Genomic DNA, 12,741 nt, shown 5'->3' with positions numbered 1-12,741 from the left:
AGCCCGGCATGCCGGGCTTTTTTGCTTCAGGTCCAGCCGGCGTCCACCACGAAATCTTGCGCGGTGCACATCCTCGAATCGTCGGCGGCCAGGAACAGCGCCATGGCGGCAATGTCCTCGGCCATTACGCGGCCCGGCAGGCACTGCGCGGCATCGATCTCTGCGCCGGACTCGGGCTTGACCCACAGCTTGATCTGCCGTTCGGTCATGACCCATCCCGGCACGATCGAATTGACGCGGATGTTCTCTTTGCCCAGGTCTCGCGCGAGCGACCGCGTGAGCCCGCGTGCCGCGGCCTTGCAGGCCTGGTAGACGGGGTAGCCCCGGCCCTTGATCATCCAGCTGATCGAGCCGAAGTTGATGATCGAGCCGCCGCCCAGCGCGCGCATGTCGTCGGCCACGGCCTGTGCGGCGAAGAACTGATGCTTGAAGTTGACGGCCACGAGCCGGTCGAAATCTTCGCTGGTCACGTCGGCCATTTCATGCCGGCGGTCGTTGGCCGCGTTGTTCAGCAGCACGCCGACGGGGCCGAATTGCGCGCGCACCGCGGCAATGGCGGCGGCAAGTGCTGCGGTGTCGGTCACGTCGCATTCGCAGAACAGCACCGGGTGGCCGCCCTGGAGCTGGCCCGCGAGCGCACGGCCCGCTGCGGCATCGAGATCGCAGAAACCGACCTTCGCGCCTTGCTTGTGGAAGGCCCGCACCAGCGCTTCGCCGATGCCGGTGGCGCCGCCGGAGATGAATACGGTGCGGCCGGCCAGCGAGGGATAGCGGGCGGTGTATGCGGTAGGTGGTGATGAAGAAGCGGTGGTCATGGCGTTTAGCGTAGCGGATGTACATCTCCAGGCGAACCCGGTCTACTCCTGCGTACCTCCGGTGTACGTGGCGTATGGCTTCCGGCATGTGGGCAGCGGGCGCCTGCGTGGGTAGGCTCGATGCCCATGAACATTTCCTACCGTCGCCGCGCGCTGAGCGGCCTGGCCGCCCTGGCACTTCTTCCCCTGGCAGCCGCCGTGCGGCCCGCCCGCGCCCAAGCGCCGGCGCCGATCCAGCTCTTCAAGCTGGTCTCGCCGAAAGACGAAATCATCGTCGGGGTGGAGGTGGCGCAGCTCGGCGCGGGTTCAGGCCCCGGCGTGCAGCGCCTGGCCGAGCTGCTCGCGGCCAAGGGGCAGCTCACGCTGTGGCAATACGCATCGCAGAAGGACGCGGGCGGCGCGCTCATTCAGGCGCCGCTGCGCCAGGTGGCCGTCTTCAAGAGCGAGCTGCTGCGCATCGAGCCCTACACCACGCCGCTGGCCGTCAAGGCGCCGGCTGCCGCGAAATAGACAGGCGGCGCACGGTTCGGCGGGCGCCAATGCGGCGGCTACACGCCGCGCGCGCGGTCGGCCTTGAAGCGTGCCCTGAAAGCCGTGAAAGTGCCCGCCTCGAGCGATTCACGGATCTCGCGCATCAGGTTCAGGTAGTAGTGCAGGTTGTGGATGGTGGTGAGCATCGGCCCCAGCATCTCGGCGCAGCGGTCCAGGTGGTGCAGGTACGCCCGGCTGAAGCCCTCGCGTCCGCCGTCGTTCCAGCTCACGCCCGAGGTGCCTGCGCAGGCATGGCAGGTGCAGCTCGGGTCGATGGGCTGCGGATCGTTCTTGTGGCGCGCATTGCGCATCTTCAGGTCGCCGAAGCGCGTGAACAGCGTGCCATTGCGCGCGTTGCGGGTCGGCATCACGCAGTCGAACATGTCGACGCCGTCCGCCACGCCCTGCACCAGGTCCTCGGGCGTGCCCACGCCCATCAGGTAGCGCGGCTTGTCGGCCGGCAGCCGGTGCGGCGTGTGGCCCATGATGTGCAGCATCTCTTCCTTGGGCTCGCCTACGCTCACGCCGCCGATGGCGTAGCCCGGAAAGTTCATGTCCACCAGCGCGGCGAGCGACTCTTCGCGCAGGTTCTCGAACATGCCGCCCTGCACGATGCCGAACAGCGCGTTCGGGTTTTCGAGCCGCGCAAATTCATGCTGGCAGCGCTTGGCCCAGCGCAGGCTCAGCTCCATCGAGATGCGCGCCTCGGCTTCGGTGGTGATGTGGCCCTTGGTGTCGTAGGGCGTGCACTCGTCGAACTGCATCACGATGTCGCTGTTCAGGATGGTCTGGATCTGCATCGAGACCTCGGGCGTGAGGAACAGCTTGTCGCCATTGACGGGCGATGCGAACTTGACGCCCTCTTCGCTGATCTTGCGCATTGCGCCCAGCGACCAGACCTGGAAGCCGCCCGAGTCGGTGAGGATGGGCTTGTTCCATTTTTCGAACTGGTGCAGCCCGCCGAAGCTCGCCATCACGTCCAGGCCGGGGCGCATCCACAGGTGGAAGGTGTTGCCCAGGATGATCTGCGCGCCCATCTCTTCAAGGCTGCGCGGCATCACGCCCTTGACGGTGCCGTAGGTGCCCACGGGCATGAAGATCGGCGTTTGCACCACGCCGTGGTTGAGCGTGAGCGTGGCCCGGCGCGCGTGGCTGTCGGGGTCGGTTTTGAGAAGTTCGAAGTTCAGGCGCGGCAGGGACGTGGTGTCGGTCATTTCTGGGTGGCGGCGCCGGCGTCCGGCAGCAGCATCAGGATGGTACGGTTGAAGTCTTCGACGGCGAGCAGGCGGCCCTGCCGGTCGACGGTGATGCCGGTGGGGCGGCCCATGGGGCGCACGCCGGGCTTTGGGTTCCAGCCCGCGAGCCATTCGACCGGCTTGCCGGAGGGCAGGCCCCGCGCATCGAGCTTGTAGCCCACCACGCGGTGGCCGGGCGCCTGGTGGCCGCGCCATGCCACCAGCAGCTGGCCTGCGAAGCGGCTGCCCGCCGGCCCGACGATCATCTGCAGCGGCGCCACGTGCGCGGGCCAGAGCATCAGCGGGGCCTCGGTGGCCTTGCAGTCGTGCCGGTTCTCGTAGCCGCGCGCGGGCCGGCGCTTGCCGACACAGTAGGGCCAGCCATAGTCGCGCCCGGCCTGCAGCCGGTTCAACTCTTCGGGGGGCTGGCCGATGTCTTCGTAGTCGATGGAGTTCTCGCCCTGCAGAACCGTGCCCTTGGCCGGGCCGTCCGGCAGCACGGTCAATGCGACCGAGTTGCGCAGGCCCGTGGCAAAGGGCTTGAAGCTCTGCAGCTTGTAGTCCGGCCCGGAGAGCACGGCTTCGTACACCGCGGCGCGCGGCTTCGGCCCGGCCAGGTCGGGGCAGGGCAGCGGGTATTGCTTCGACGATGCATCGCGGCAGGCATCGGAATCGGAGCCGACGTTCACATAGAGCCGCCCGCCCGGCCCGAAGGCCAGTTCCTTGAGCGGATGCGTGCCGTCGCCCGGCAGCCCGTCGATCACCGTTTCGCGCTGCAGTGCGCCGCCAGGCGCGGGAACCGGCGTGCGCCAGACCGTGCCCGACTCGCCGATGTAGATCTTGCCGTCAGGTCCGGCAACGAGCCCCAGGGGCCGGTCGAGCTGCTCGGCCAGCACGCTGAAGCGCGCGCGCCGCGGCGCAGGGCCGTCGGCGGGCAGCACCATTTCGAGCAGGCGGCCGCGGCGCGGTTCCCACGACCCCATGTCGACGACCCAGTAGCGCCCCGGCGCGACCTCGAGGATGCGCCGGGGCGCGCGCAGGCCCTGAGCTTCGTCGGCCAGCAGCGCGACGCAAGTGCCGGCGGGGCTGCCGATGTCGAGCCGCGCGTAGTCGCCGCAGAGCCCCTGCGGCGTGTAGCCGCGCGCATGGCCGGCCGTCGGCAGCAGCATCGCGCATCCGAATGCGGCCAGCCAGAGGCGGAGGGCGCCGGCCTTCATGTGGCAGAGCGCGCCAGCAGCATGGCGTCGCCGTAGCTGAAGAAGCGGTATCGATGGGCAATGGCGTGGGCATACAGCGCCATCACGCGTTCGTAGCCCGCAAAGGCCGAGACCAGCATCATCAGCGTGCTCTTCGGCAAATGGAAGTTGGTGACCAGCAGGTCGACGTGCTCGAAAACAAAACCCGGCGTGATGAAGATGCGCGTGTCGCCGCTCGTCTCACCGCTCTTGGCCCACGATTCGAGCGTGCGCACGGTGGTGGTGCCGACCGCGACCACGCGGCCGCCGCGCGCCTTGCACGCGGCAATGGCGCGCTGCGTGCCTTCGGGCACTTCATAGCGCTCGGCATGCATCGTGTGCTCGGCGATGTTCTCGGTTTTTACGGGCTGGAAAGTGCCGGCGCCCACGTGCAGCGTGACGTTGGCGCGCTGCACACCGCGTGCTTCGAGTTCGTCCAGCAGCGCTTCGTCGAAATGCAGCGCGGCCGTTGGTGCTGCTACGGCGCCGGGCACGCGCGCAAATACGGTCTGGTAGCGGCTCTCGTCGTCGGCCGAATCGGTGTGGGTGATGTAGGGCGGCAGCGGCACGTGGCCGCAGCGGGCCATCAGCGCATAGGGGTCTTCGGCCGCGTCGCTTTCAAAGCCGAACCGGAACAGCGCGCCCTGCTCGTCGGGCCAGCGGCCCAGCAGCGTGGCGCGGAAGCCGCCCACCATCTGCAGCGTGGTGCCCACGGGCGGCTTCTTGCTCACCTTCATGTGCGCTACGACCTCATTACCCTGCAGCACGCGTTCGACCAGCAGTTCGAGCTTGCCCCCGGTCGGCTTCTCGCCGAAGAGGCGTGCCTTGACGACCCGCGTGTCGTTGAAGACCAGCAGGTCGCCCGCGCGCAGCAGCGAAGGCAGGCTCTTGAAGATGCGGTCGGCCGGCTCGCTGCCGGTGCCGTCGAGCAGGCGGGAAGAAGTGCGTTCGGTGGCCGGGTGCTGCGCCACCAGTTCGGGCGGCAGGTCGAAATCGAAATCGGAAAGCGTGAAGGCGCGCATGGTGCTTGAGGGCCGGACGGGCCCGTGCCAAGGAGGCGTGGAAGATGAGTAAAAGCGTGGCCGGAGCCGGGCAGAATTGTCCCATGCCCGCTTCCGCGAAGTCAGTGCCGCCCGAAAAGACCTCAAGCCAGCCCGCCGCCGTCCCAGCCGCGCCCGGCACTGGCCTGAGCGCCGTCCAGCGCGCGCTGCGCAAGCTCGGCCTGGTGCGCGATATCGACTTTGCGCTTTACCTGCCGATGCGTTACGAGGACGAGACCCGCATCGTGCGGCTGGCCGACACGCGCGACGGCGACATGGCGCAGGTCGAGGGCGTGGTGACCGAGTGCGAGGTGGTGTTTCGGCCGCGCCGGCAATTGATTGCCACCATCGACGACGGCAGCGACACCTGCCAGCTGCGCTTCTTCAATTTCTACCCCTCGCAGCAGAAGCAGCTTGCGGTGGGTTCGCGCGTGCGCGTACGCGGCGAGGTGCGTGGCGGCTTCGTCGGGCGGCAGATCATGCATCCAGCCGTCAAGGCGGCCGGCACTTCGCTGCCCGAGGCACTCACGCCCGTGTACTCGACCGTGGCCGGGCTCCCGCAGCCGGTGCTCCGGCGTGAGGTGCGCTCGGGCTTGGCGCGTGCGGTGCTCGACGAGACGATTCCGGTGCAGATTGGCCTGCGCGGCGCGTGGGACCTGCGCAGTTCGCTGACCTTTCTGCACTACCCCACGCCCGACGTGGCCATGGCCACGCTCGAGGACCACAGCCACCCCGCCTGGCAGCGCATCAAGGCGGAGGAGTTGCTGGCGCAGCAGCTCTCGCAACTGCAGGCGCGGCTGGAGCGGGCGGCGCAGCGCGCACCGGCCTTGCCATCTTCAATCAAGCCGGAGCCGAGCTCGCTGCATGCGCAATTGCTCGCGGTGCTGCCTTTTGGCTTGACCGGCGCGCAGCAGCGAGTGGGCGAAGAAATCACGCGCGACCTGGGCCGCGAGATTCCGATGCACCGCTTGCTGCAGGGCGACGTAGGCTCGGGCAAGACGGTGGTGGCGGCGCTTGCCGCGGCGCGGGCCATCGACGCGGGGTTTCAGTGCGCGTTGATGGCGCCGACCGAAATTCTTGCGGCCCAGCACTTCGGCAAGCTGGTGGGCTGGCTCGATCCACTGCTGGCCGAGCGGGGCTTGCGCGTGGCCTGGCTCACGGGCAGCCAGAAGAAAAAGGAGCGCGACGCCATGTCGGCGGCGGTGGAAAGCGGCGAGGCGGCCCTGGTGATTGGCACGCATGCCGTCATATCGGAAAAGGTGCGCTTCAAGAACCTGGCGCTCGCGATCATCGACGAGCAGCACCGCTTCGGCGTGGCCCAGCGGCTCGCGCTTCGCGGCAAGGCTGTTGGCCATCTCGAGCCCCATTTGCTGATGATGAGTGCCACGCCCATCCCGCGCACCTTGGCGATGAGCTATTACGCCGACCTGGATGTCTCCACGCTCGACGAGCTGCCGCCGGGCCGCACGCCCATCGTCACAAAGCTCGTGGCCGATCACCGGCGAGACGAGGTGATCGATCGCATCCAGGCGCAGGTCGAACAGGGGCGACAGGTGTACTGGGTGTGCCCGCTCATCGAGGAGAGCGAGGCCGTCGACCTGCGCAACGCCACCGAGACGCGCGACGAGCTGGCCGATGCATTGGGCCCTGCGGTCAACGTCGGGCTGCTGCATTCGCGAATGCCCACCGCCGAGAAGCAGGCCGTGATGGCGGCCTTCACGGCGAACGAGATCCAGGTGCTGGTGAGCACCACGGTGATCGAAGTGGGGGTAGACGTGCCGAACGCCTCTTTGATGGTGATCGAGCACGCCGAGCGCTTCGGCCTCTCGCAGCTGCACCAGCTGCGCGGCCGGGTGGGACGCGGCGCTGCGGCGTCGGCCTGCGTGCTGCTCTATGCCCCGGGCGACAGCGGGCGTGTGGGCGAGGCGGCGCGTGCCCGGCTCAAGGCCATGGCCGAAACCAGCGATGGCTTTGAAATAGCGCGACGCGACCTCGAGATTCGCGGCCCGGGCGAGTTCCTGGGCGCGCGCCAGTCGGGCGCGCCGTTGCTGCGCTTTGCCGACCTGACCACCGACGTGATGCTGCTCGACTGGGCGCGCGAGCTGGCGCCAGTCATGCTTGAAAAGCACCCGGACCTGGCGCAGCGGCATATCGACCGCTGGCTCGGCACCAAGGCCGAGTACCTGAAGGCATAGGCCCCGGTTTGCGGCGCGGGCGGGCAGCCGATGCGGCCTCCCTGCCCTGTCGAATACCGGGTGAGCCTTGGGCTTGCGGCATAAAACCAGTCCAAGTTTCTATCCGCACCCCTTAGTGCGTTCAGAGGGTCAGTTTTCGATGGTGATCAACACCTAGGCTCCGCCCCTGCTCACGATCGCCACTACCTCGGCCAGTTCCGTCACCTGGTCTGCATGCAGCGCCGCGAGCCTCTCCAACTTCCTGCGCCCCGCGAGCAGCAGATGGACTTCGACCTGCCGGCGGTCGGTATGGCTCGGCTTGCGCTTGACGAGGCCGGCCTCCTCGCAGCGCGACACGAGAGCGACCACGCCATGGTGCTGGGCCTGCAGGCGCTCGGCGATCTCGCTGATCGTCGCCCACTCGCGGCCCGCGAACCCTTGGGTGTGAAGCATCAGCTGGTACTGGAGAACCGTGATTCCTTCCGCGCGGGCGGCGTCTTCGCTGAAGCGCAAGAAGCTGCGAAGCCTGAATCTGAAATCGGACAGTGCTTCGAGATGCTGCTTCTCGATGGTTCCCCGTTGGCTGGCCATGGACGTTTCCAAAATTATGTACGGACGGGCGGCAATGTAGCAGTCGGCACGAACTCGACAGAGGGTAATTACTCACAGCGTGATGTAATTAACCTCATAACATGACATACCTGTTCTCGACCTGACCTGCGCGATGTCGTCTGCCTTCTCGGCATGTACGTGCGCATTTCCCCGCTGTCCCTCGCCGTTGCGTCTGCAGCCGCTGGACACCCATATTCATTCCATTCCAGAGAGAAAGATTGCGTATGCAGATCAAGAGCCAGAAGACCTTCTTCTCGGGCGTCATGTTCACCTGCGTCGGTGCGGCGTTCGCGCTGGGCGCGGCCAACTACAACGTCGGTAGCGCGGCCCGCATGGGGCCGGGCTACTTTCCGCTGATGGTCGGCGTGCTACTGACCGTGCTGGGACTGGTGGTGATCACCACGGCGTTCACCGGCGAGACCACCGACGGCGAACCCGTGGGAAAGATCGCGTGGAAGCCGCTTGGCTTGATCATTGGCGCCAACCTGCTGTTCGGCATCCTGCTTGCGGGGTTGCGCAGCATCGGCCTGCCGGCCATGGGGCTGATCCTCGCCATCTACGCACTGGTCGTCGTGGCCTGCATGGCCGGAGCGAACTTCTCGATGAGACTGGCGCTGGTGCTTGCGACCATCCTCGCGATCGGGAGCTACCTGACCTTCATCGTGGGACTCAAGCTGCAGTTCCAGGTGTGGCCCACCTTCATCACCGGCTGAGCGCGAGGCAAAAACCATGATGGATCTGATCGACCACCTTTCACTCGGCTTCTCCACGGCGGTGACGCTGCAGAACCTGGTCTACGCCTTCGTCGGATGCCTGTTGGGCACCCTGATCGGTGTCCTGCCCGGCATCGGTCCGACGGCGACGATTGCGATGCTGCTGCCGGCCACCTATGCATTGCCGCCCGTGGCGGCGCTCATCATGCTCGCCGGCATCTACTACGGTTCGCAATACGGCGGCTCGACCACCGCCATTTTGGTCAACCTGCCCGGCGAGTCATCTTCCGTGGTCACCGTGATCGACGGACATCAGATGGCCAAGCGGGGGCGTGGAGGACCGGCACTGGCCGCCGCAGGTCTGGGCTCGTTCTTCGCGGGCTCCGTCGGCACGCTGATCCTCGCCGCCTTCGCACCGCCGCTGACCGAGATCGCCTTCAAGTTCGGTCCTGCCGAGTATTTCTCGCTGATGGTTCTGGGCTTGATCGGCGCGGTCGTGATGGCCTCGGGCTCGCTGCTCAAGGCCATTTGCATGATCATGGTCGGGCTGTTGCTCGGGCTCGTGGGCACCGACGTGAATTCCGGCGTGGCGCGCTACAGCTTCGACATCCCGGAACTCACGGACGGCCTGGGATTCATCGCGATCGCCATGGGTGTCTTCGGCTACGGCGAGATCATTGCCAACCTCGCCAAGCCAGAGGATGAACGCGAGGTGTTCACGGCGAGCGTCAAGGGCCTGATGCCCACCAGGGAAGACTTCAAACGCATGTTTCCGGCCGTCCTGCGCGGCACCGCGCTGGGGTCGTCGCTCGGCATCCTCCCCGGTGGCGGGGCCACGTTGTCGGCCTTTGCGGCGTACACGCTCGAAAAGAAGATCCAGCTCAAGGGCGGCGAAGTACCGTTCGGCCGGGGCAACATCCGGGGCGTTGCCGGACCGGAAGCCGCCAACAACGCCGGCGCGCAGACCTCTTTTATCCCCATGCTGACGCTGGGCATACCGCCCAATCCCGTCATGGCTCTCATGGTCGGCGCGATGACCATCCACAACATCCAGCCCGGTCCCCAAGTGATGACGAGCAACCCGGAGTTGTTCTGGGGTCTGATCGCTTCGATGTGGATCGGCAACCTGATGCTGGTGATCCTCAATCTGCCGCTCATTGGCCTGTGGATCAAGCTGTTGACGATTCCCTACCGGTGGCTGTTTCCCGCCATCGTGCTGTTCTGCGCCATCGGCGTGTATTCGACCAACAACAACGTGTTCGACATCTGGCTGGTGGCGATCTTCGGTGTGGTGGGCTACACCTTCATCAAGCTGGGATGCGAGCCTGCGCCGCTGCTGCTCGGGCTCATTTTGGGGCCGATGATGGAAGAGAACTTGCGGCGCGCGCTGCTGCTCTCGCGCGGCGACTGGAGCGTGTTCGTGTCGCGGCCGATATCGGCAGGTCTGCTGGTCGCGGCTGTGCTGTTGATGATGATCGTTCTCATGCCTTCGATCAGGTCGAAGCGTGAGGAAGCGTTTGTCGAAGAAGGTTAGAGAGCACGGTCTGTCAGGACCGCGCCCGGGCCGGTGTTAGCAGCTGCTGTTGAAGCTGGGCCTCAGTTCTCCTCGGATTGTCTTGACACTCTGATTGGGTCGGTGTTTCTTAGGCTAGAGAGATTTTGACTCTCTCTCTGTTAGGAAATTCGACCCTTTGTAAGGAGCTTCTAACCCCAGACCCTGCCCGGTCACACACCTTGCGCATAATTGACGCAAGCTATGACTCTCACAGAACTCAAATACATCGTTGCAGTAGCCCGCGAGCGGCACTTCGGCAAGGCGGCAGAGGCCTGCTACGTCTCCCAACCGACGCTGTCGGTGGCCATCAAGAAGCTCGAGGACGAACTCGAGGTCAAGCTCTTCGAGCGCAGCGCGGGCGAAGTGACCGTTACGCCGCTGGGCGAACAGATCGTGCAGCAGGCGCAAAGCGTGCTCGACCAGGCAGCCAGCATCAAGGAAATTGCCAAGCGCGGAAAAGACCCGCTGGCCGGGCCCCTGAATCTGGGGGTGATCTACACCATCGGCCCGTACCTGCTGCCTGATCTGGTGCGCCAGGTGATTTCGCGCACGCCGCAGATGCCGCTGGTGCTGCAGGAGAATTTCACCGCCAAGCTGCTCGAAATGCTGCGCGCGGGCGAGATCGACTGCGCGATCATGGCCGAGCCATTTCCCGATACGGGCCTGGCCATGGCGCCGCTCTACGACGAGCCGTTCATGGCGGCGCTGCCCGTGAAGCACAAGTTTGCGGACCGGGAATCGGTGACCTCCGACGAACTGCAGAACGAAACCATGCTGCTGCTGGGCACCGGCCATTGTTTTCGCGACCATGTGCTGGAGGTGTGCCCCGAGTTCGCGCGCTTCTCGAGCAATGCCGAGGGCATTCGAAAAAGCTTCGAGGGCTCGTCGCTTGAAACCATCAAGCACATGGTGGCGTCCGGCATGGGCGTGACGTTGGTGCCGCGCCTCTCGGTACCGGCCGAGGCACTCAAGCCCAAGGTCAAGGGACGCAAGGAGCCCGAGCAGATGGTGCGCTATCTGCCGGTGCGCGACGCACAGGACCGCGACCCGCCCACGCGGCGCGTGGTGCTGGCCTGGCGTCGCACCTTCACCCGCTACGAGGCGATCGCCGCCTTGCGCAACGCCATTTATGCGTGCGAGCTGCCGGGCGTCAAGCGGCTGTCATAAGGCTGTCGCAAGAGAGGCGAACTCGCGAACTTGGCCTACGTGGAGGCCATTCGAATTCATTCATCGCTGGGATAGAGTGACGCTGTTGCGAAGCCGCGGGCCGGCTTTCAGAATAACGGTGTCCCTAAAACTTGAAGAAAGAGTTTCACGCCATGGCAAAAGATTCGAAGAAAGCGTCGTCGTCCTCTTCATCGGGCAAGGTGCCCAAGAAGGGAGACGCCCTGGTGGCCCAGGAGTCGGGCAGCCGCAATGCGCCCATCATCAACATCGGCATCGAGCGCCAGGACCGCGCCGCCATCGCCGAGGGCCTGAGCCGCGTGCTGGCCGACACCTATACGCTCTATCTCACCACGCACAACTTTCACTGGAACGTGACGGGGCCGCACTTCAACTCGCTGCACGCCATGTTCATGACGCAGTACACCGAGCTCTGGGGCGCGACCGACATCATTGCCGAGCGCATTCGCGCGCTGGGCCACTATGCGCCAGGCTCCTATGCCGAGTTCAGCAAGATCGCCACCGTGCCGGACGTGCCGCTGACCCCGCCCAAGGCGATGGAGATGGTGCGCATCCTGGTGAAGGGCCACGAAACCGTGTCGCGCATTGCGCGCGAGTTCATTCCGGTGGCGGAAGAGGCCGGCGACGACCCGACGGCCGACATGCTGACCGCGCGCTGCACGGTGCACGATCAGACCGCGTGGATGCTGCGTTCGCTGCTCGAAGACTGAGCGGGCGCGCGAATCCGAACCCCCGAGAGCGGCACAATGGCCGCTCTTTTTTTGCCTGCCGCATGCTCGCCCGCCGTTTTGCGCTTTATCTCGACCTGATTCGCTGGAACCGCCCCGCCGGTTGGCTGCTGCTGCTCTGGCCCACGCTCGGTGCCCTCTGGTTTGCGGCCGGGGGTTGGCCGGGCTGGCACTTGCTGGCCGTGTTCGTGCTGGGCACCATCCTGATGCGCAGCGCGGGATGCTGCGTCAACGACGTGGCGGATCGCGACTTCGACCGCCATGTGAAACGGACCGCTCAGCGGCCGGTCACCAGCGGAGCGGTCTCGGTCAGGGAGGCGCTGGTGCTGGGCGCGGTGCTGGCGTTGCTGGCCTTCGGGCTGGTGCTCGCGACCAACCGCGTGACGGTGCTGTGGTCCTTCGCGGCGCTGGCCATCACGCTGATCTATCCGTTCGCCAAGCGCTTCGTGTCGGTTCCCCAGGCAGTGCTCGGCATTGCCTTCAGCTTCGGCATTCCGATGGCGTTTGCGGCCGTGCAATCCACTGTGCCGGTATTCGCCGCCTGGCTGCTTGCCGGCAACCTGTTCTGGGTGCTGGCCTACGACACCGAATACGCCATGGTCGACCGCGACGACGACCTCAAGATCGGCATGAAGACCTCGGCCATCACCTTCGGCCGCTTCGACGTGGCCGCGGTCATGGCGAGCTACGGCCTGTTCCTGGCCGTTTGGGCCTGGGCTGGCGCCAGCCGGGGCCTGGGTGTGGTGTTCTTCGCCGCGATTGCCATTGCCGCGGCGCAAGCGGGCTGGCACTGGCGGCTGATTCGCGACCGCACCCGCGACGGCTGCTTCAAGGCCTTCCGGCTGAACCACTGGCTGGGGTTCACGGTATTCGCCGGCATCGCGGCCGGCTACGCGCTCAAATAGAGTGCTCGTTAAG

Annotated in this window: 12 protein-coding genes; 7 read left to right on the top strand and 5 right to left on the bottom strand. The window is 66.0% G+C overall.

All coding sequences use genetic code 11. The annotated features are described in order from the left end of the window. Positions 1 to 26: 26 nt before the first annotated feature. Complete coding sequence (locus GOQ09_RS24930) at positions 27 to 815, bottom strand: SDR family NAD(P)-dependent oxidoreductase (RefSeq protein WP_157616329.1); 789 nt, start codon at positions 813 to 815, stop codon at positions 27 to 29. Positions 816 to 941: 126 nt separating this feature from the next. Between GOQ09_RS24930 and GOQ09_RS24925 the strand changes: the two genes are divergently transcribed. After that, positions 942 to 1,325, top strand: coding sequence for a hypothetical protein (locus tag GOQ09_RS24925; RefSeq protein ID WP_157616328.1), 384 nt, complete (start codon positions 942 to 944; stop codon positions 1,323 to 1,325). Positions 1,326 to 1,363: 38 nt separating this feature from the next. Here GOQ09_RS24925 and tgt read toward each other — a convergent pair whose 3' ends face one another. The 3 genes from tgt to queA are packed head-to-tail and all read right to left on the bottom strand — an operon-like array spanning position 1,364 to position 4,838. Next, positions 1,364 to 2,560 (bottom strand): tRNA guanosine(34) transglycosylase Tgt, encoded by a 1,197-nt coding sequence (gene tgt, locus GOQ09_RS24920; RefSeq protein WP_157616327.1) that lies wholly within the window; start codon positions 2,558 to 2,560, stop codon positions 1,364 to 1,366. Then, entirely contained in the window at positions 2,557 to 3,798 is a 1,242-nt protein-coding gene (locus tag GOQ09_RS24915) for a PQQ-dependent sugar dehydrogenase (protein ID WP_157616326.1), read from the bottom strand. Before GOQ09_RS24915 ends, tgt begins: the two co-directional genes overlap by 4 nt. Next, positions 3,795 to 4,838 carry a tRNA preQ1(34) S-adenosylmethionine ribosyltransferase-isomerase QueA gene (queA, locus tag GOQ09_RS24910; protein ID WP_157616325.1) on the bottom strand — a complete coding sequence of 348 codons (1,044 nt, stop codon included), beginning with the start codon at positions 4,836 to 4,838 and terminating at the stop codon, positions 3,795 to 3,797. The genes GOQ09_RS24915 and queA overlap by 4 nt, the downstream gene beginning before the upstream one ends. 83 nt (positions 4,839 to 4,921) lie before the next feature. Between queA and recG the strand changes: the two genes are divergently transcribed. Next, positions 4,922 to 7,051 carry an ATP-dependent DNA helicase RecG gene (gene recG, locus GOQ09_RS24905; protein WP_157616324.1) on the top strand — a complete coding sequence of 710 codons (2,130 nt, stop codon included), beginning with the start codon at positions 4,922 to 4,924 and terminating at the stop codon, positions 7,049 to 7,051. A gap of 153 nt (positions 7,052 to 7,204) precedes the next feature. On the opposite strand, the gene GOQ09_RS24900 is transcribed toward recG, so the two are convergent. Then, the gene (locus tag GOQ09_RS24900; protein WP_157616323.1) at positions 7,205 to 7,621 is read right to left on the bottom strand and encodes a MarR family winged helix-turn-helix transcriptional regulator; all 417 of its coding nucleotides are present in this window, start codon (positions 7,619 to 7,621) and stop codon (positions 7,205 to 7,207) included. Positions 7,622 to 7,866: 245 nt separating this feature from the next. On the opposite strand from GOQ09_RS24900, the gene GOQ09_RS24895 reads away from it, so the two are divergent. From GOQ09_RS24895 to ubiA, 5 genes are all read left to right on the top strand, one after another. Next, the gene (locus tag GOQ09_RS24895; protein ID WP_157616322.1) at positions 7,867 to 8,355 is read left to right on the top strand and encodes a tripartite tricarboxylate transporter TctB family protein; all 489 of its coding nucleotides are present in this window, start codon (positions 7,867 to 7,869) and stop codon (positions 8,353 to 8,355) included. A 19-nt stretch (positions 8,356 to 8,374) separates the two neighbouring features. Beyond that, entirely contained in the window at positions 8,375 to 9,889 is a 1,515-nt protein-coding gene (locus GOQ09_RS24890; protein WP_157616840.1) for a tripartite tricarboxylate transporter permease, read from the top strand. Between the two features lie 222 nt (positions 9,890 to 10,111). Continuing rightward, entirely contained in the window at positions 10,112 to 11,077 is a 966-nt protein-coding gene (locus GOQ09_RS24885) for a LysR substrate-binding domain-containing protein (RefSeq protein ID WP_157616321.1), read from the top strand. 152 nt (positions 11,078 to 11,229) lie between these two features. Then, on the top strand, positions 11,230 to 11,805 hold the full coding sequence (locus GOQ09_RS24880) for a Dps family protein (protein ID WP_126748527.1): 576 nt from the start codon (positions 11,230 to 11,232) through the stop codon (positions 11,803 to 11,805). Between the two features lie 62 nt (positions 11,806 to 11,867). After that, entirely contained in the window at positions 11,868 to 12,728 is an 861-nt protein-coding gene (gene ubiA, locus GOQ09_RS24875) for a 4-hydroxybenzoate octaprenyltransferase (protein WP_157616320.1), read from the top strand. Positions 12,729 to 12,741: the final 13 nt, after the last annotated feature.

This window comes from Variovorax paradoxus (assembly GCF_009755665.1).
In the GTDB taxonomy this organism is placed as follows: Bacteria; Pseudomonadota; Gammaproteobacteria; order Burkholderiales; family Burkholderiaceae_C; genus Variovorax; species Variovorax paradoxus_G.
This window is presented reverse-complemented; position numbering and strand designations above follow the sequence as displayed.